Below are 20159 nucleotides of genomic sequence, written 5' to 3' on the forward strand. Positions count from 1 at the left end.
AGTAATAGAGTTTTGTCATTAAGCTGATCGGCGATAAATTTTTGCCCACCCTACCATTATAGCTTCAATCCAATAGCCAACTAAACAAATCTCCCACAGTAATGCTTAACTCCCTAGCAAAGGATGGAACAGGAAGTTGCTCGGATGATTGATCAAACACTTCGATTTGCTGTTTTCGACGATAAACGAAAACGGTTTGCTCTTCTGGATCAATCAACCAGCCCATTGCCGTACCATAGGTTAAACAATGGAGAATATTCTTTGTCAGCTTAGTTTGACTTTGGTCAGGTGAAAGAATCTCAATTGTCCAATCAGGCGCTGCCTGGAAAACATTGGCAATTTCGCCATTGTCATCACGAGGAATTCTCTGGGAAACAAACACAGATACATCCGGAACGGTTGAGCGTCCACCAAAAGTACACCGAAGTTCTGGAAAAGCACGAGCAATTCGTTCTTGCTTCACCACTAGATTAATAGCAGTCACCAATTCCCCTTGAATTGTGCTGTGTTTTCCTTGTGGCATTGGTTTCTGAATAATTTTTCCATCAATGTACTCACTAGCAGGTTTAGTTTATGGTAGTGTTATAAACGCTTCCAATGACACTAGTTTAGATTTTTGTTCTGGATAGTTTTGAGTAATCATTGCTAATGGCAAAAAACTCGATGTAATTCCTATCTATAGTCTATTAAATTTTCAGTTACAACGTTTTTAATAACTATGATGTACACAGTATTCTTTCCCTATTCCCTATTTACTGCTCCCTGCTCCCTGCTCCCTGCTCCCTGCTCCCTGCTCCCTAAAAAATGTACCTGACCTAATTAACAAGCGCTATATCCTTAAGCAATTAACCAGGGCAACCATATTGCTAAACTCAGCAAGCTGATAAATAAAACTGGCATGGTAAGAATAAAAGTTAAGCGAATATAATAAACCCAACTGAGTTGGAGTCCTCTAAAAGCCAAGACATTAAACCAAAGTAGAGTTGATAGACTGCCTAAGGGAGTAATTTTTGCTCCTAAGTTGCACCCAATTAAATTACCGTATATCATCACTTCTTTTAGAGCTGGATCAATATCCGTAATGCTTTCAATTGCCGTAGCATTCAGCAGTAATGTTGGGAAGTTGTTGAGTACGCTAGCAAGAAATGTGGCTAGGAAACCACTACCACTAGCTGCTAAAGTGAGTCCCCAATTAGAAAGGATTTCCAACCGCTGGCTCAACAGAGCAGTTATGCCCAGATTGTCCAAACCGATGCCGAATAGAAACAGCACTAGGATAAGTAAAATAATTCGCCATGGCAGTTGACCTACTAGCTGTAAGATATAGCTAAGTGTACTAGTCCGACCGTTAAAGGAACGTGCTGCTAATGCGACCATCACTAAAGCTGCCATAGCAGCAATCCAGGCAATGGGGAAATTTAGGACTTTTGCGAACAAGTAACCAATTAAGAGTAGTCCTAAAATAGGAAAACTCAATTTAAAGATTAAGGAATCTCGAATCGCACGATTAGGTGGTGGTAGACGGGCAAGGTTATAGGTCAGGGGGATTTCGGGTTCAAAATAAAACCAGAGAATGATGATACTAGTGGCTATTGTGGCAACGGTTACGGGCAACATCACCATCACATAGCGCAACCAGGAAATCTGTAAATAGTCAACATAAATCAGATTTACTGGATTACTCATCGGCAGTAGCAAGCTAGCAGCATCGGTAATAAAACCACTAGTAAATACAAATGCTAGAGTAGCTTTGGCACTAAAGCCAAGCAGCAGCAAAATTTCCATGACAGCAGCTGTCCAGACTATGGTCGTGGCCACGTTAGTAAACACATTGCTCAATAACATCCCGACTAGGATCACTAAGGAGAAAAGCAAATGGCCACGACCACATCCCCAATTAGCTATGTGAAGCGCTAACCACCGAAACCAACCTGCTTGACCTAAACTTAGGGCAAGACTAATTAGAGCAATGAGGGTGAAAGTGGCGTTTCCAACTCTCGCCCAGACTATGGGAATATGGTGCAATAGCAAAGGGAACAGGGAGTAGGGAGTAGGGAGTAGGGAGTAGGGAACAAAAATTATCACAATTCCTACACGGATCCCTAAATAACTAATAACTAATGACTGGTAATCCTATGCTAGGCATAAGTGATGATTTTATGGTACTATCAACCGTCAAGGGTCAAATGTAAACAAAATCTAAACCATTAAGTAAAATGAACTCTTAGGTCACAAATAGTGTTATATTCCTTAAGTTAAAAATAAAACCACTAGATATAGCGTGACCTCTGCCAGAGTCTTCCCCAAACCCATGAACCATATCCAGGAGTGGACAGCTAGTAGTGTTGATGAACAGCTGACTCGCCTCAATGTAAGGTCTCTCGAAGGCTCTAGCCCATTTGAGTATCTCTTCTATTCCGACTCCCTGCCCAGACGCAATGATGGTCGATTGCTAAACTCGATTCTGAAACGCTATCAACACCTCGAACAAGGGGGATGGTGGTGTTCTGGTATTGACTTGCTTACTGGTCAGGAGGATATTTGGGGCTGTTTCAAACCCAGCCAACCCCGTCAGAGTGGGGAAACTAGGAAGCTAATAAAATATGAACATCCCCCCAAAACCCCCACAGGCTTGTTTGCTCTGCGAGTACCTTTCCACCTGTGGCAACGGATTGCTGAACGCAATGATTTTACTATTCTCCCCACAGAGCTTGACCACAATCAACCGGATCTAGGGTTTTGGCAGTGGCTAATCTCTCACCCCTCGATTCCGTTGTGTATTACTGAGGGGGCTAAGAAAGCTGGAGCTTTACTGACTGCTGGTTACGCTGCGATCGCATTACCAGGAATTAATGGTGGGTATCGAATCCGTAGGGATGCCCAGGGAAATCGGATTGGCAAGTCTGACTTGATTCCCCAACTACGGAAACTAGCGACTCCGGACCGACCGATTTACATAGTCTTTGACCAAGACTCGAAACCGAATACGATCAAAGCTGTCAATGCTGCCATTCGTAGAATGGGATATCTGCTCAATCAAGCAGGTTGCCCTGTGAAGGTAATAACTTGGGATGCCCAGCTAGGCAAAGGGGTAGATGATTTAATTGCTGATCAAGGTCAGAAGACCTTTGAGCAAGTTTACCAACGAGCACTCCCCCTGGATACTTGGAAAGCTAAATCCCTAACCCAGCTCACCTATCGAGCTAACCTTAAAGTAAATTGCCGCTATCTCGAAGAACTTCCGATTCCGGATACAGCCCAACTGATTGGGATTAAATCCCCTAAGGGTACTGGAAAAACCCAACTACTAGAAAAAATTGTCTCTCAAGCCCTAGCCCGAAACCAATGGGTTTTGGTGCTTGGTCATCGGGTGCGATTAGTAGAAGCATTGTGTCAACGCTTTGGCATCAAGTATATAACTGAGGTCAGGGATGACCAGAAGGAAGGGGTGTTAGGTTATGGTTTATGTCTCGACTCCTTGCATGGTAATTCTCAGGCTCGCTTCAATGCCGCTAACTGGTCTGATGGGGTAGTAATTATCGATGAAGTGGAGCAAGTGCTCTGGCATGGATTGAACTCTAGCACCTGTCAGAGTAATCGGGTTGCTATTCTCAAATCCCTGAAAACCCTAATCCAGAATGTCTTGGGGGGGTCTGGTCAAGTTTATATTGCGGATGCGGACTTGAGTGATATATCGATAGATTACTTACTGACCTTGTCTGGCGTTGACCTGGAACCCTTCATCATTGAGAATGACTGGAAACCGAACAATGACGGGTCCTGGCAAGTTCATAACTATACCGATAGCACACCAAAAAGACTAGTGCGAGAGCTAGAAGCACACATTGCTCAAGGAGGCAAACCCTTTGTGTGTCTTTCGGCTCAAAAACCGAAGAGCCAATGGGGTACTTGCACTCTAGAAGCTTACCTAAAAAAGCAATTTCCCGACCTCCGGATATTGCGCATTGATTCGGAATCCCTTGGTGAAACTAGTCATCCAGCCATGGGGTGTATCAATAACCTCAACAATGTTTTAGGGAAGTATGACATTGTATTAGCTAGTCCTGCTATTGAAACAGGTGTGAGTATTGATCTGCGGGGACACTTTACCTCTGTGTGGTGTATTGCCCAAGGGGTGCAAGGAGAAAATAGTGTCAGACAAACCTTAGGGCGAATCCGAGAAAATCTACCCCGCTTCATCTGGGTAGCCCCTTATGGCTTTAATCACGTCGGTAATGGCTCCACGTCTCTATCCTCACTACTGGCATCTGGACAGCGTTTGACCCAAATGAATATTCGGTTGCTACAACAATCGGATTTCGATGCTGTGGATGATTTAGATACGGGCTTTCAAGCAGAATCCTTGATGTGCTGGGCTAAAATGGCTGTCCGATTCAATGCCGCCATGGTGAACTATCGGGAATCCGTGCTAGCAGGATTGCGTGCTGAAGGTCATCTAGTGATGGATGTTTCCCCAGCTAGTTCCACTAAAGCTGGGAAAAAGAAGTCTAAGGGTTCACCCCAAGCGGAAGAGTTGGGAGCACAGAATGCTCTGATGGCAGCGATTACTGCAGTTAGAGACCAAAACTATCAGGCTGAGTGTAATGCGATCGCATTTAGTCAAGACTTCAGTGATAGCCAATATCAAACGATTAGCAAACGCCTAGTCAAAAAACCATCCGAACGTCGCTCACTACGGAAGTACAATTTACAGCAGCGTTATCGGATCCCAGTCACACCAGAACTGGTACTCAAAGATGACCAAGGCTGGTATCAGCAGCTACGGCTCCATTATTTTCTTACCATCGGTCGGCAACATCTGGCAGAACGGGATGCTAAGGTAGCGCGACTATTAATTGAGCAAGGTCAAGGGAGTATATTTCTACCGGATTTCAATCGTGCTGTGCTAGGAGCAATGATTGGTACCATGAAGGTTTTGGGGATACCAATTCTATTAGAGAATCTCGAACGAGAACTCAAAAATACTGATCAGGACTTGCAGGAGATGGCTGCGATCGCATTAGCAAACCGTTGTGCTATCAAAACCATCACCGGAATAGGACTAGCTAAGAAAGCAACTCCGATTGTTATTATCAGGCGCTTCTTAGATAAAATTGGCTATGGCTTGCAGTGTATTCGTTATCAGAGCCAAGGGAAAAAGCGGTTCAGAGTTTATCAGCTAGTTAGTCCAGAAGATGGTCGCATGGAAGTGTTCCAGAGGTGGTTAGCTAGTGATGGTCAGAGGTTAGGTACTAGTGAAATTTGGCTGGATAATGATTTGTCCCCTAGGTCGGGTAACACTCAGTCAGTGGATTCAGACAACAGTAATTATGTTCAGTTGTGTTTGAATGTTTAGTCTTAATTTTTAGTCTTAATTTTTAGTCTTACGTGGAGGGTGGGGGAAGCTATAATCCCCCACCCTCTAACATTTACCCTAAGAAAGTATCACTAGCTGATAGTGAACTTTGTGCACAACTTAGTTCTTTTTCTCTATGGTAATCTTAAACCCAAGCTTCTCCTCGATTGCTCTGAGCTCACTAATCGCTGGCCACATATTTTTGATATCGTTTTGCCAGAGCAGCAAATCCATTTCTTCCTGTGTCAGTTCTGCTTCACCAAACAGCTCACCCAACCATTCAAATAGACCATCTATACTAAGATCTTCCGGTGGAGTTACCCGATTCAATGTCCGCTGCCCAGGGGTCGCCAATGCCATCTTCAGCAAGTCGTAGAGCGTGCCTTCAGAGGACAGAAATAAACACAAGAGCATCAATATCTGTATTTGCCGAATTTCATCCCTGTCACCACCTTTATCTTTATCTTCTCTATATTCTTTAGGATTATGCTTGATCTTGACCATAGTGTCTTCGAGTAGTTTTTTTTAGTAATGTGTTCGAGTCTGCTTTATAGAACTTATCAAAACTGATTTTTTAGTCAAACTAGATCAGTTTGGAAGTCAGCTGTTTCAAGTCCACAGGGAGAAATTTGGGGGTAGCCCACCCTAAAACAGCAAAGCCAAAAGTTTTATAGCGTTTCTAGGACTCATGAGGTACACAGGATTGTTTCACTCTTTGCTCTTGGCTCTTTTATAATCTGTGCTCCCTGCTCCCTACTCCCTGCTCCCTAAAACCTAGATATTTGTACCTCACAAGTTGTAGAATTGCTATATCTGAATTCCTTTACAGAACAAAGGTTAGCACGAACAAGGATGCTAAGACCGAATCCGCATCAGATGTTTGATGGCCTCAACATTGTCCTTCATCCGGGAATCCTCAAAAATTTGGTTGAGAAAGTCTTCGGTTGTATCAACAGCTAGAGTTCGCGCCGTAGAAAATCCGGAGCGGGTTTCATCGTCTTTGTTGATTCCTGAGGGACATATAATCGGGACACCATGACGACACTTTTCTGGGGGAACACCACAGGCAAAATTATCAGAGAGGATGAAATATCCAGAGGTTAACTGCTTTAAGCCCTCACCACCGAGAGTCCCCGGATCATTAGGACAGGTTGGGGTGTCTTTGTCTGCTCCAGAGAAAATTTGGCGTCCGATGTTGGTGTTAATGCTGCTGTTACCGAGTTCCACCCAATTGCTGTGAGCATAGAAGTCCTGAACAGTATGCAATGCTGTACCGAGGTTGTTACGGGCCGAAGTGGGGTACACAGGTTCTACGGTCACTTTGGTAATGACTTTTTCTTTGAGATCCATAACTCGTTCACTACCCCCTGGAAAGTCTTCGCCATCGAAATGAATCTCAGTATTGAACTGTTTGGATATATCGTCAGAGTCCTTATTCGCTTTTACAATTTTGTCGATCGCATCATCGGTAAATTTGAAGGATTCACCACCAGCCATCACTTGGAAATCAGCAAATACCTCTCTGGTGATTGCCTCATGGATTGGAACCTTGAAAGCTAAAGCTGGAGATGGCATCCCTAACAGTAGCACTACTCCTAGCAACCATGCCAATATAATTTTATAGTTGAATTTGCTTGATAACATATTTTTTTTATATCATTTTTTTGATATCAGTTTGCTATCAATTTTACCTTAGGCTTCAGTAACTTATTCATCCATTGATCAGAAACGTTAAAGCCAAAACTCCAGCGGTTCGCTTGGGTGTTATTAACAATACAATGCCAAAGCAACTTGTGTGGCTCGCTTTCGATCTTGAAGAATCTAACCACTTTCGGCTTCTCCTCAATTGTTACTAACTCCTTGGTTTCGGGATTCATGTAGCGGAAAAATGGTTTGCCATCCCCATTGAATTCACAGCGATCAAAATCAACCAAATACATCCGCCAACCTGGCTGAGTTTCGTTCGTGTGCCACATCCGATAAGCATTCGGCGGATACCATAAGCTTCCTGAAAACCTAATTTCAGCTCCAAAGAAATTTTCCAGGAGTTCGATTAACTTTACTTTCGTCCTAAAATAATCATCGTAAAGGGAATGGTCAACATACCGATCCAGATTAATTAAGTGGAACTGACTCCAGGCATATTCAGGCTGGGGTGAAACAACACCTAGATCCACGTAGGAGCGCAATGATTCAAGATACCGCTGTTGGAATTCTGGGGCAGTTGGGGAAACATCGGCAAATTGTAAATCTGCTTCCCGAAAACTCTTTTCATACAGCCCTATATCCACGGTATCTGGCTTAATTTTGAGCTTCTCAACCTCCTCAGCAATTTCCTTAAACCCTGGAATCTCGGAAAAATTAAACTCGTAGTGATAAGCGTGGGGGAACCCTTTATCAGAAGTAGACTGAGTACAATCAATGGCAATCAGAGGTTTGTCACTCTTGGGAACATAAGAAGCATTTGCTGCTGCTATGTCTTTTTTGGTAAAACAATAACCGTGCTTTGCACCAAGTTTAACCAGCTCTTCTTCCCTTGTGATGGCCTTAATTTGCTGTCTCAATGCTTCTGTATTTTCAAGAGCTTCATAAAACTTAAAAACCGCTTCTTTTGACATAGCTTTTTCAATCAGTTAAACCAACAAAATTACAACCACGACAATGATAATCCCAGAGTCTACCTTCACCGACACAAGCTTTCCCCTCAATCTAGGTCTATCGGCTTATGCTGATGGAGGCGGATCGAGCATCAGAGGGGAAGGGACTCGCTCCGGATAGGCTAGCCGCAAAAAGTGCATTCCGATTCCAGCGATTCCAAGCATTAGATCGGGAAAGAGATCCTTAGTCGTAGAACCACAGAGCCACGTACGAGCTTTCTCAAACCGACGCCATTGGGCCTGAGCTTGGACGTTAGCCTCCATCTGCAAATAAGGTGTGTCCCTCAGTTGAGAAAACCGCAGCAATAGCTCAGCATTGCCGGATCTGCCATGACATAGGGAATCATTACCGAGCTTGTCAAAATTCCGCAAAGTAGCATTGAGAGCTGCGTAAGCCTCGCGCAGAATATCTTCGTCATTTTTCCCTAAAGCTGCCCAACTGGCAATACGGCTCAAACCAATTCCCGTCGCCCCGTTGCACCAAGCATTGGCAAAATGGGGTTCGTTTCTGTCAGCTACCATGATCGATTTGCGCAGGTCATACCAATCCTTCTGCTCCCGATCAAAGTGAGTCGCTTCATAGGCAAAGCATTGACGACCAGCCTGAATGTACTCTTGCTTGTCAAGATCACACCCGAGCAAAATTAGTGCCCACCCTGGACCACTCGAACCGTGGGAAAAACCGGTCAGATTCTGCTGGTTTAGATCCGGTCGCCCACCCTCCCAACTTAGGGTGTCCCCCTGGCGAGTTGCCCCTTGGAGCAAATATTGAGCAGACTGCACAGCACAATCTATGGCACTATCTCTCCCTTGGCCAGAAACAGTCTTTGCCAACCCCAGCATGACAGGAATCACCCCCGTGACTCCGAGCAAAAGGTCAAAGTATTTGTCTTGAGGAATCCGTGGCATCAGTTCGTGAGTCAACTCTACTGCCCGCTCCAGCAATTCTGGTCTGTCCCATAGCTGAGCCAGGTGGGTTAACAGGTAAATCAATCCAGCTGTTCCCTGGTACGCCCCAACGAAGGGTGAACTAGGGTGCTCCATGGCGTGCTTGAAGGCTCGCTCTGCTGCTTGACGAAATTCTGGCTGGGGGTGAAGGGCATCGAGATAAGCCAAAAATAGGCAAATCCCCGCTGAACCCGCGTAAATATCTGGCCCGACATCTACCACACGTTTTCCAGTAGCTGTATAGTCGCAGGTTTGCCATGGAGCCTTACTTGGATCGGGATCGAGCAATTCCCACAACTGCCAAGCAATTTGCTGGGCGTAATTAACCGCTGAAGCGATAAAGTAGGGACTATTGAGTTCCTCTGTGGATAGGCTACTGTAGATGTACTGGTTCTGCCGGATTCGGTTCTCCTCAGATAATTTTTTAATGCGTTTGACTGCATTGTCCAATGGGGAAATCGCGATCGCATCTGGCAGGGATTGTTGGTAATTGTGGATTAAATCTAGATAGCCAGTTGCCTTAGCTGAGAAGATGGGGATATCCAATTGCCACAGGGATGCTAGTTCTAGCTCAGCCAGTTTCCCTTGATTGTCCCACGGTCGTTGATGCTCTTTTAAGGTGTTGAACAGCAAATCCACTTCTAGGGGTTCGGCAAGACATTTGGGATGGCGAGCGGCGATGATTAACTTGGCATAGGCTTGGGTTCCCCAATTAATGAAGCGCACTAATGAGGGAGAAAATAAGTCTTGGAGGGACGTTGCGGCTTTAGTGGGGTTTTCTCGAAACCAGTTATAAACTCGGTTAAATCCCTCAACAATGGCATCTTTGTACTGCTGTGGCTGTACCAGCTGACCTTGGTAATAGATGCGATTGGTTCCTTCGAATTCGACCCGAATTCCCGATTGATATTCAACACCCAGGGCTAATGACATCTTAGCCTCGTTCACTTTAGGAACTTGATGGGGTATTTCGTAGGAGTCGCCGCCCCTAGACCCGCTCAATTTCATTTCATTTTTATCCTCCGGGTCTGGCCATTCCAGCAAACCCGTCTTGAAAACTGAATCGAGGACTGTACCGGGCAATTTGTCCATGCCAAGGGGCAACACTTCCAAAACCGTTTCGCAGTCGCAAATAAACCCATACCCATCAGCAACTAGGACGTTTTCAAAATGCAGATCCCCTCCCCCTAGGATGTAGAAAATGCTGAGAAATCCCCCGATTTGCTGATAAAATCCTTCAGCAGAAGCTTGGCTTTGGACATGGTTTTTACCAGAAGCAATAAACTCTGCATAACCATAGCCATCTCGACAGAGTACTCCATAGCTGGCAAAGTCAACCACCTTATCCCTAGTCAATGTTTCTAGGAGCCCTTGCATCGCTGCTTCAGATTGAATACATCGAGGCTTATAAACAATTGTTGCTGGCTCAGAGTTAATCAGCTCCAGTTCCACTATCACTACGCTCTTGCCGCCAGCATGGTAATCCGAGTTGCCTAACTTAAAGGATTTGACTTGGGTTATGGGTTTCCCGGAGAAGAACGTCCCGCTGATTTCCTCGCAATCCCTAGCCAAACGCTGAATCACTTCCTCACCAAAATCACACAAGAAACCAGTTACCTGAGCTAACCAACGTGCTAGTACAGGAAACTGAAAATAAAAGCGGTGATAACTCCAACCGTCTTGAAACGTCTGTTCCAGGTAGGCCAGATAAGCCTCTGGATCATCGGCTGATTTGGCGATCTTATTCTGAAGACAATAGACATTAATATTGGCTTCAACCGTCCAGGTTAAAGCCAGCTCAAAGCGATTGAGCAGGTGAAGTTGAAGGTCACTGACGACTTGCTTTGAGATCACCTTAAGCTGATCACATAAAGGTTGCAATCTCTGGTGCAACAGCCGTAGAAATGGTTCGCAGGCTATGGCCAATTTTCCGTGGTAGATATCGGGTTCGTACCAGGAACTCCCTAAAAAATCCCCTTTTGGTAAATCCAAGGTCGCGATCGCAGCGCGGTAGGTTTCTAGCCACTGACGGTGAGGTTTGACGAACTCCAATCGGTCTGCTTCCGACAACTCGCCCCAGTTTCGTTCGTATAATTTATAGTCCGTTAATAGTTTTTGTAGGTCTTCAATAATCGATTGACTGACTTTTCCTTCTTGCTCATAGGAATCCTTTAGCACCTGCACAGCCAACTTGCCAGCCAGTTTTTTGATGTTCCAGCTATCCAACGGTTCAAGCTGGTTGGTAAATCTAGCTTTCTCCTGGCCTTGAGCCAGTCGTTCAACAATGAGAGTTCGCTCAGCCAAATTACTAGCTCGGCAAGCCAGTTCCTCCAGCACAGAATCGTCAACCATAACCCCGAATAATAAACACTTAACAACGGAGCCTGGCATGATATCTGATCTTAAACAATCCGATGTCATGCCAGCTCCTAGACAGGTACCTAGCCTATTGGATTAGAAACGGTTACAACCTACTTGGTTGTTCCATCACAAATTGCGGTGATAGGACCGGAGCTGCAGGTGGATTCACAACTAGCAGCGATATCAAACTCCCCTAAGGAAGCATTTAACAACTCGACGAAAGCATGATCTTGCTTCTCAACAGATTCAGGCAGGGTAGTGGTAGCTGAGAGTCCAAAAGCTTCTGGGTTATTTTGAACTTCGCTACGGAACTCAGCTTTCTAGCAAAAGGAGCCTCACATCTCAATGGGTAGCATGAGTGTGAGAGGAATTTTGCACAGAGTCTTTCGGGAGTGGGAGACGAGCTATAAAACTTCTGAGCAACTCTGAGTAAGTCATTCCTCTCCTGTCGGCCTCTTCCTGTAACTGCCTTTTTTCAAATTCGGTAACTCTAACTACCAGCTTTTGATTTTTCATTATGGATTGACAATTGTCGCCACGACTGCTATATTAATAATAGGTCGAGAAACAGGAACTGACAACAATGAGAACAGCGTATCAATATCGGTTAAGGCTATCAAAATCACAGGAAGTAGAAATAGAAAGATGGCTTGATATGCTGCGTTGTCAGTATAATTATTTGCTTGCCGATAGATTTAACTGGTACGAGCAAAATCGCTGTTCTATCAATTCCTGTCCTCTCGTCTGCTACTTACCAGTCTTAAGAGATAATCCCGACTATTTTTCTCAAAAGAAAACTTTACCTCAATTAAAAAAGGATAGGCATTGGTACAAGGCTATCCACGCTAATGTCTTACAAGATTGCGTCAAGAGAGTAGACCTGGCATTTAAGAGGTATTTGAAAGGCGACTCCAATGGCAAAAAAAGTGGCAGACCTAGATTTAAGAGCAAAAATAGCTACAAATCCTTAACTTTTTCCGCCTTCTCAAAAGAACCTATTCAAGGAAATAAATTAAATCTACCTAAATTTGGATGGGTAAAGATGGTTTATCATCGACCTATCCCAGACGGATTTAAAATCAAAACTGCTACAGTTACACGTAAAGCCGATGGATATTATGTAACATTGTCTCTACAGGATAACACTGTCCCTAAAGTGATTCCACTAGAGCAAGTATCAAAACCTATTGGCATAGACATGGGTCTTAAATCATTTTTGATCAAGTCCGATGGTTCGGAGGTACCAATTCCTCAATACTATCGAAAAGCTCAAAAGCGACTAAAAAAGATCCAGAAAGCTGTCACTAGATCCAAAAAAGGCAGTAACAACAGAAAAAAGGCTGTCACTAAACTAGGGAAAGCTCACAAGAATGTAGCTGACACCCGAAAAGATTTTCATTTTAAAACTGCCAAAAATTTATTAGATAATCATGATCTAGTTGCTCACGAGAAGTTGAACATAAAAGGTTTGGCTAAAACTAAAATGGCCAAATCTGTATTGGATGCTGGTTGGGGTCAATTTCTGTCTATCTTATCAACCAAAGCCGAAAATGCTGGGTTGCTCACGGTTGCAGTAAATCCTCGAAATACTAGCCAAAACTGCTCTAATTGCGGAACAAAAGTACCTAAAAAATTAAAAGACCGCATTCATTCTTGCCCTCATTGTGGATACACGGAAGACCGGGACGTTAATGCGGCAAAAAATATATTGAAGTTGGCGGTGGGGCATCCCGTCCGAAGTAAAGCTTATCGAGTATCCGAACCAATAGGTGGAGTTGGTAAGAAGCCTACACTGAACCTGTCAAGGTCAGTGTAGGAGTATGTCACCGTCAATAGATGCCTGGTGCAGTACCTTTTCTAGGGTAGCAGTTGACATGATATTGCTCCTTTGTGCCCCCAATGGGCAGTAAGATTTACCACATAGAAGTCTAGCATAGATAAATCAGTGTAGTGATTATAGTCATTAGTATTGTAATCATTCTCAACTTTTGTGTTGAGAATTATATAGCTTGCTATTTTTTGTAATAACTAATACATTTTTTTCTATTTAAAATCTATCTATATAGTGTAGAGAGCAGTTCAGTCTTAACCGACTCAGTCATCCCCGCTACGGGGACAATCTGAGTTGATATTTTCTTTGTTGCTCTTACTGTTTTGGGCTTGGGCATTGTCAGGTCTGAATCTTATATTCTATATATACTCTAGCGCTAGCTAAATGTCCATGTCGGATTTGTACCGATAAATCCCGATTTATCCCAACTTTAAAGGGTCTAATTGCGAGGCTAATCGATATTCAGCGACAGCAAATCTGGGTTTGGGAAAACCAGGAACTACCACTGGTGTTTGCCGGAACTGACATACTCCCCACCCTTGACACTATCTCAGACTTTACAGTAGACGCAATAATTGGAATGACCCGACAGCGATAAGGTAAGTATTCTGCTATCAGGTATCAGCAATTGCCTAAGGGAACAGCGGATCTGGGAACAGGGAGTAGGGAGTAGGGAGTAGGGAAAAGGGAACAAAAATTCTCACAATTCCTACACGGATTGGTATATCAGCTTTAGAACAGTGCGTACGCGTAGCGTGGCCAAAGGCCAATCGCCGATCTTGTCGGGTGGGCAAATGGACATGATTCTTTATCAAATTGCCTTCCGTACAGAATTTGCCCACCCTACCGAACCGAATGCGTTCGCGTAGCGTGGCCTACGGCCAATCGCACTGAAGTAAAGGAGCTGATAAAGTAGGGTGGGCAAATGGACATGATTTATGATGAAATTGCCTTCCGTACAGAATTTGCCCACCCGAGCCTACGGAATGCGTTCGCGTAGCGTGGCCTACGGCCAATCGCACTAAGCTGTGGCTATAGCGTGGGAATTCCCGCCGAGCTAGTTAATTTGATATATTGCCCACCCAAAGCCTCTCTTTGGGAACAGTAGTAGGGTGGGCAAATGGACATGATTGGTGATCAATTGGTATTACTAGGATAATTTGCCCACCCTACACTAGTAGCGTACGCACTGGTCGGGGTTAGGGGTGGGTCCCGATTCCCGATTCCCGATTCCCCATTCCCCATTCCCCATTCCCCATTCCCCATTCCCCATTCCCCATTCCCCATTACCTATTACCTATTACCTATCTCCAAAGTAAAAAACCTACCCCTGAAAGCCCCGCGCCCCCGCTCCAAACTCTTCCCCTGTTCCCTGTTAAACACTTCTGATGACTTGGATTATTACACAGATACAAAAACTCTGGAATGCCATCTCTAAGGTGTTTACCGCCAAGCTATTTGAATTTGGTGACCAAGCCTTTTCTCTGAGCTTCTTAGGCAAATTCCTGTTTTTATGTATCATCGCTATTATTATTTCCCGTACCATCAAGACCCTGATTAAACATTGGTTACTGAGCCGTTTCAGGATGGATCGGGGTACTCGCGAAGCCCTCGCTTCTATTATCGGTTACATTCTCACCATCTTAGGGTTTTTAATTGTTCTGCAAACGTCGGGGATTAACCTAAGTTCTTTAGCCATCTTTGCTGGTGCTCTCGGTATTGGCTTTGGAATTGGACTACAAGATCTAGCTAGCAATTTTATCAGTGGTCTGACTATCCTGCTAGATCAACCGATTAAAGTAGGAGATTATATAGAAATTGATAATCTGTCAGGAACTGTAGAAAAAATATCGATTCGCTCTACAGTAGTACGAACCATCCACAACGTTTGTGTGATTATTCCGAATAACAGTTTTGTCCAAAATAATGTCATTAACTGGAGCTACCAAGACCCTACAAGTCGTCTCCAAATTCCAATCAACTTTCCCGATGAAATGGAGCCCCTTGTGATCACAGAGGTGCTGTTAGCTGCTGCTCGCCAAGAACCTGGAGTTTTATCCTCTCCCTCTCCCCAGGTTTGGTTCAAGGGCTATGGAGAGGAAGGAATGGATTTTGAGCTTTTGGTTTGGATCAATCAACCAGCAGAGATCCAAGCAATTAAAAGTGCTTTGTATTATCTGATTGATACTGAAATGCGATCGCGCCACATCGAACCCGGCCACCCTGAGCGAAACTTGCGTATTCACAATCCAGAAGCCTTAGTCTCCCTGTTTCGACAATTACAAACTCCTGGGGTGACTAATGGCTCCTCCTCAATGCACAACCAATCCGCAACAGACAAACCCAAACCCGAGTCTGAATCCCCTAAAACCTGGATGCTGGCAGATCTATTGCGGCAAGTAAGTTATTTTGAAAACTGTAGCGATCTGGAACTGCGACATATCATAGAGGAGGGCTATCGGAAAACTCTCCCAGCTGACGAAACCATCTGTCGGGAAAACGATCCAGGGGACTCATTTTATATTATCCTATCTGGAACAGTGGAAGTGTTCGTGGAATCCATTGGAAAACGAGTCGCTACCCGTAAGTCTGGGGAGTTTATCGGGGAGATGTCTCTGCTGATGGGTACTCCCCGTACTGCTACTCTTCGTACCCTAGAAGAAACGATGCTGTTTGTGGTGGATCGAGACAATTTACAAAGTCTATTGGCTAAGCACGAAGAATTAGCTGACCGAATTTCTGAAGAATTATCCAAACGTCAAGAGACATTGGAACGCTTAGGAATAACCGTCAGTTCCACAGAGGAAGACGAAACTCCTTTCGCCGAGATTCGCAAACGTATTCAATCAATTTTTGGTATTTAAAAGCGATAGTTATCATGAATCAACGCCATCAGGATAATCAGTCTCTACCATACCCCTCAATTGATGATTTAGCTCAGCTTCCTAGCTCCTTTGTGGAAGCAGTCACTAGGGTGAAAACCTTTGCTCTGTTGGAAATGGAAAAAGAAACGGAACGAAAACAGCTTTACTATCATACTTGTGACCATGTTAAGGGAGTGCAGCGTAGGGCTGATCGGATTTTCCAAGCCATCAGACCCTATTGGGAAGCCGGTCTGGACAATGATATAGCACCAGACTATCTGAGCAGAATGAAACAGTTAATCGATCTGTGCGCCATTGCTCACGATATGGTGCAAGAGTTTCTGCCTCAAATCCAATCCTATACCTCTAGGCGGCGAGAAAGTGGTGTGAGCGAAGCCGCTACAATTACTAAGCTTTTGGATTACATCAAAAATCAGAATGAATGGATAAGTAAGCAAACTCCTAACCATCTGGCCTTGTTTACCGATTCAGATTTACAAATCATTACAGAAGCGATTAACGCTACCATTTGTTGGTATGATACTTCAGACAATACCATTTACCAACCTGACCTCTACTCTTCTGATAAAAACCTATCTCTGGTAGCTCGGATTATTGCTTTGGCTGATTTAGGCACTTTGGGCATGGAAGGAATTGAAGCATTTAACCAGGAAGGCAGTCTGCTATTTCTAGAAGAAAATCCTGATATTATTCCAAGAATTTTGAATCCCGATCTTCCCTATTATGAAACTATCGATAAACAAACGCTTTATGAAAATATTAGACAACGCCTGCTCAAAAGGACTCGCTTTCAAGTCAATTTTGCTAAGGGACGAATGGCGAGATTGGCTCGTGAACTTAAAGGGTTTACCGCCGAAGCAATTGCGGTTTTAACTCATGATGTTTTTACGTATTTGAATCCAGCCATAATTCAAGAAATTGAATTATTAACTCCTACCGCTAATGACAGCAAATTTGAGGAATTGATTGCGTTTTTCAAGCTCGATAAGTATGTGTAAAGTAGGTTAATAAATTAGGTGATATCAGCTTAAAATCAAGAGCAAAAATGCCATCAATGATAGTGTGGCAGAATCACCTAAAAACTACTAAAAACTACTATCGATGAAACGTGATCAATAATAGCTCAATAATCGGAAATATCTGTTCGGATACGCTCTAATGAACTATTCATATCTTTCAATTGTTCTTGAATTGCTAATAACTGACCTTCAAGTCTGGAAACTTTGCTAAATTGATTCTGCTCCTTGAGCACCTTATCCAACTTTTTATCCTGATCCTGCTTGAATTCATTGACACTATCAGTGATATTGCTGGTGATAATCCCAACAAACAGATTGATAGTAATCATCGCCCCCAACATCACAAAGCTCACAAAAAAAAGGACACCAATCAGGGGTGAAGCTGAGGGATTTGTGCAAAGTTCTTCTATACCATCGTAACCGTAGCGTTCGCAGCCATACATCTGAATGTACATCAAATCTGTCCAACCTTCTAGGGTTACTACTTGAAATAGAGACAAGATAGATTTGGGTAAGGAAGAAAAGTGAATCGGATCGTTGTCAGCAAATAAAAAGGTTCCGGCTACCCCATAAATATAGAACAAAATACAGAGAAGCAAAAAGACATAGCCCATGGAGGGTAGACTCTTGAGTAGAGCTCGGACGAGTATTTGTAAGCGAGGCAAAGCAGAGATTAGCCTAAATACTCTCAGCAGCCTAAGCATACGTAGCACTATAAAATATTGATTATCAATGGGCAATAATAAAGCCACAACAATGAAAAAATCAAAGAGATTCCAACCATTTTTAAAATAGCGCCATGGATTACTACCTTCAGCCCCTATCTTAATAAAAATTTCAGCAATGAAAAACCCTAATATTATATGTTCGATAAAATTGACAATAGTGCCATACTTTGCCGTAAATGATGGATAAGTTTCCAGACCTACTTTGAACTACCCCACCCGTAGCAGGGATGGGGATTCCCAGGCACACGCCTTACGGCTGTTATCTCCATGGGCGTGACTTCCCTTGGCCGTAGGCCACGCTACGCGAACGCACCGAAGGTAGCTGGGTGGGGTCAATTCCCAGTTTTTTGAGACCTCTATTCCTGATATTTACTCCGCCATTTATATCTGCATCATCGTGATACCCACATTCAGTGCAGACAAATTTTTCACCAGAGCGATTGTCTGCACTAGTGTGGTGACACTTTGGGCATTGCTGAGATGTATGTCTGGGATTGACTTTTATTACGGGTATGCCTGACTTTGCAGCCACGACCTCAACCTTTTTTACTAATTCACCCCAGGCAGCGTCAGAAATTACACGATTAAGACCTCTTTTGGCTGATTGTCCGTTGCGGACGTAACCACCATTTTCATTGGGCTTAGGCTTACAGCGAGATTTCATGCCTTTGATGTTGAGATCTTCAAACACCAGAGCATCTGCACTATCAACTAAATTTTTAGCTGTTTCCCAATGGTACGCAGATCGACTGTTGGCAATCCGCTCGTGTAACGAAGCCACTTTGTTAAATGACTTTTTGCGATTATTCGAGCCTTTTAATTTCCGACTTGCGGATCGCTGTCTTAACTTTAAACGTCTGGCTTGGCGCTTATATTTTTTGGTATTGGCTGGGTTTTGGATGGTTTTACCATCAGAAGTGCTAACAAGTTTTCTGATTCCCAAATCGCATCCTTTAACACGATTAGGTCTAATCTCATTAGCAGATTTTACTGGGAGCAGCGGAACTGATTTGTCCTCAATTTGAATACTGACAAACCAACCCCGTGACTTTCGGCGAACGGTAACAGATTTCATCGTAAAACCCTCTGGTATAGGACGGGAGTTATGAAATCGCATCCATCCTATACCTGGCAAATAGATTTTATTGCCATCTATTTTTACTTGCCCTGGGGCATATTTGAAACTCCGGTACCGAGATCGCCTTTTAGGTTTTGGATATTGGGCTTCACCTTTGAAGAACTTTGAAAATGCGGTATCCAACTGTCTCAACATTTGTTGCAGAACAGTTGAATTAATTTTATTGTACCAAGGGCGTTCTTTTTTTAGGGTGGGGAGAGTCGAACTCTGAACTTCGTAGGTACTACGCCGAGGATTATTTTGACTCTTTTTCCAGGGATAACCGATTGAAGTTGATTTATTTACCGAACAAGTTAATGGACACGCTTCCCTATGAGTTTTTAGATCGCAGTAATCTCCCATCTTTGGAGACTTGACTTGCTCATAAGACTCAGTCCTGTCTCTGAGCAAGTAGTTGTACTGAGCCAAAAGCATGGCTAACCATTGGTTCATGACAACTTCTTGCTGAGAACTTGGAATCAATTTGTAAACGTATCCCAACTGCATGGCATCGACCTCTGTTTCCGTGCTATCTTGATTATAACTTATAGAAATACAAATAACAATTACTATGGGAAGAATTGGACGACAACCTATTCATGGTGAACCCAAGGTAGCGTACACTGTTAGAACTACAGAAGAAGCCTGGGACGGATTAAAGCAGCATGGGATCGAGGCAGGTCTAAGCTTGTCAGAATATTTGGAAGCTTTAGGAAAAACTGGCGTCATGCTTAAGTAAGTGTTTGAGGGGAAAATTCATCCCCAACCTAAGAGGATGGGGTATTCTTTTCCCCTCAAGCTCCCCGATTCGATAATGCTAGCTAAGATTATTACGCTCAAAACTGTATTCTGTAATATTTCAGAATTATAAATTTTTTGGAGTGCTACCTGCATAAAAAAAATTAGATAAACAATTACCGTCGGCAACTTGTGATATTATGTCCCGATGAATACTTATCATTCTGGGTGCTTAGTCATTGGTGATTAGTAATTAGTGCTTAGCAATCACTAATTACTAAACTATAGTACCAATATCCTTAGGCAAATATTACTATACTATAGATCGCAGTTATCAATTCGGTGAGGTACAAAGTTCTGGGTTTTAGGGAGCAGGGAGCAGGGAGCAGGGAGCAGGGAGCAGGGAGCAGGGAACAGGGAACAGGGAACAGGGAACAGGGAACAGGGAACAGGGAACAGGGAACAGGGAACAGATAAAAAAAAATGTGTACCTCATAGCTATAAAAAAGGCTGTAGAGC

General features: G+C 43.6%; 15 protein-coding genes and 2 pseudogenes. 5 read left to right on the forward strand and 12 right to left on the reverse strand.

The window, feature by feature from the left end:
• Nucleotides 1-64: 64 nt before the first annotated feature.
• Both F6J99_RS06780 and F6J99_RS06785 read right to left on the reverse strand, forming a co-directional pair.
• Nucleotides 65-643, reverse strand: a pseudogene (locus tag F6J99_RS06780) (Uma2 family endonuclease).
• Nucleotides 644-837: 194 nt separating this feature from the next.
• Nucleotides 838-2085 (reverse strand): ArsB/NhaD family transporter, encoded by a 1248-nt coding sequence (locus F6J99_RS06785; protein WP_293112263.1) that lies wholly within the window; start codon nucleotides 2083-2085, stop codon nucleotides 838-840.
• A 196-nt stretch (nucleotides 2086-2281) separates the two neighbouring features.
• On the opposite strand from F6J99_RS06785, the gene F6J99_RS06790 reads away from it, so the two are divergent.
• Nucleotides 2282-5356 carry a plasmid replication protein, CyRepA1 family gene (locus F6J99_RS06790; protein WP_365972767.1) on the forward strand — a complete coding sequence of 1025 codons (3075 nt, stop codon included), beginning with the start codon at nucleotides 2282-2284 and terminating at the stop codon, nucleotides 5354-5356.
• Between the two features lie 120 nt (nucleotides 5357-5476).
• Here the strand turns inward: F6J99_RS06790 and F6J99_RS06795 are convergent, their stop codons facing one another.
• The 5 genes and pseudogenes from F6J99_RS06795 to F6J99_RS06815 form a co-directional block, all read right to left on the reverse strand.
• Nucleotides 5477-5860, reverse strand: a complete 384-nt coding sequence (locus F6J99_RS06795; RefSeq protein ID WP_293112264.1) for a DurN family substrate-assisted peptide maturase — start codon at nucleotides 5858-5860, stop codon at nucleotides 5477-5479.
• 351 nt (nucleotides 5861-6211) lie between these two features.
• Nucleotides 6212-7000, reverse strand: a complete 789-nt coding sequence (locus tag F6J99_RS06800; RefSeq protein ID WP_293112265.1) for an HET-C-related protein — start codon at nucleotides 6998-7000, stop codon at nucleotides 6212-6214.
• 26 nt (nucleotides 7001-7026) lie between these two features.
• The gene (locus tag F6J99_RS06805; protein WP_293112266.1) at nucleotides 7027-7974 is read right to left on the reverse strand and encodes a Nif11-like leader peptide family natural product precursor; all 948 of its coding nucleotides are present in this window, start codon (nucleotides 7972-7974) and stop codon (nucleotides 7027-7029) included.
• Nucleotides 7975-8079: 105 nt separating this feature from the next.
• Entirely contained in the window at nucleotides 8080-11313 is a 3234-nt protein-coding gene (locus F6J99_RS06810) for a type 2 lanthipeptide synthetase LanM family protein (RefSeq protein ID WP_293112267.1), read from the reverse strand.
• A 119-nt stretch (nucleotides 11314-11432) separates the two neighbouring features.
• A pseudogene (locus tag F6J99_RS06815) lies at nucleotides 11433-11639 on the reverse strand (cinnamycin family lantibiotic); the annotation flags it as partial.
• Nucleotides 11640-11905: 266 nt separating this feature from the next.
• Here F6J99_RS06815 and F6J99_RS06820 point away from each other — a divergent pair.
• Entirely contained in the window at nucleotides 11906-13138 is a 1233-nt protein-coding gene (locus tag F6J99_RS06820) for a transposase (protein ID WP_293112268.1), read from the forward strand.
• A gap of 647 nt (nucleotides 13139-13785) precedes the next feature.
• On the opposite strand, the gene F6J99_RS06825 is transcribed toward F6J99_RS06820, so the two are convergent.
• Both F6J99_RS06825 and F6J99_RS06830 read right to left on the reverse strand, forming a co-directional pair.
• Entirely contained in the window at nucleotides 13786-13968 is a 183-nt protein-coding gene (locus F6J99_RS06825) for a hypothetical protein (RefSeq protein WP_293112269.1), read from the reverse strand.
• 322 nt (nucleotides 13969-14290) lie between these two features.
• Nucleotides 14291-14440: a hypothetical protein gene (locus tag F6J99_RS06830; protein WP_293112270.1), complete on the reverse strand. Its 150-nt coding sequence runs from the start codon at nucleotides 14438-14440 to the stop codon at nucleotides 14291-14293.
• 101 nt (nucleotides 14441-14541) lie between these two features.
• Here F6J99_RS06830 and F6J99_RS06835 point away from each other — a divergent pair, with 101 nt between their 5' ends.
• A complete protein-coding gene (locus tag F6J99_RS06835) occupies nucleotides 14542-16017 on the forward strand; it encodes a mechanosensitive ion channel domain-containing protein (protein WP_293112271.1) in 1476 nt (491 codons plus the stop codon).
• A 14-nt stretch (nucleotides 16018-16031) separates the two neighbouring features.
• Nucleotides 16032-17036, forward strand: a complete 1005-nt coding sequence (locus F6J99_RS06840) for a hypothetical protein (RefSeq protein WP_293112272.1) — start codon at nucleotides 16032-16034, stop codon at nucleotides 17034-17036.
• Nucleotides 17037-17161: 125 nt separating this feature from the next.
• On the opposite strand, the gene F6J99_RS06845 is transcribed toward F6J99_RS06840, so the two are convergent.
• Together F6J99_RS06845 and F6J99_RS06850 are read right to left on the reverse strand one after the other, a co-directional pair.
• Complete coding sequence (locus F6J99_RS06845) at nucleotides 17162-17980, reverse strand: ion transporter (RefSeq protein WP_293112333.1); 819 nt, start codon at nucleotides 17978-17980, stop codon at nucleotides 17162-17164.
• Nucleotides 17981-18044: 64 nt separating this feature from the next.
• Nucleotides 18045-19409, reverse strand: coding sequence for a transposase (locus F6J99_RS06850; protein ID WP_293112273.1), 1365 nt, complete (start codon nucleotides 19407-19409; stop codon nucleotides 18045-18047).
• Nucleotides 19410-19473: 64 nt separating this feature from the next.
• Between F6J99_RS06850 and F6J99_RS06855 the strand changes: the two genes are divergently transcribed.
• On the forward strand, nucleotides 19474-19641 hold the full coding sequence (locus tag F6J99_RS06855; RefSeq protein WP_168166510.1) for a hypothetical protein: 168 nt from the start codon (nucleotides 19474-19476) through the stop codon (nucleotides 19639-19641).
• A 363-nt stretch (nucleotides 19642-20004) separates the two neighbouring features.
• On the opposite strand, the gene F6J99_RS06860 is transcribed toward F6J99_RS06855, so the two are convergent.
• The gene (locus F6J99_RS06860) at nucleotides 20005-20136 is read right to left on the reverse strand and encodes a hypothetical protein (protein ID WP_293112274.1); all 132 of its coding nucleotides are present in this window, start codon (nucleotides 20134-20136) and stop codon (nucleotides 20005-20007) included.
• Nucleotides 20137-20159 lie beyond the last annotated feature (23 nt).

This window comes from Moorena sp. SIO4G3 (assembly GCF_010692305.1).
In the GTDB taxonomy this organism is placed as follows: domain Bacteria; phylum Cyanobacteriota; class Cyanobacteriia; order Cyanobacteriales; family Coleofasciculaceae; genus Moorena; species Moorena producens_A.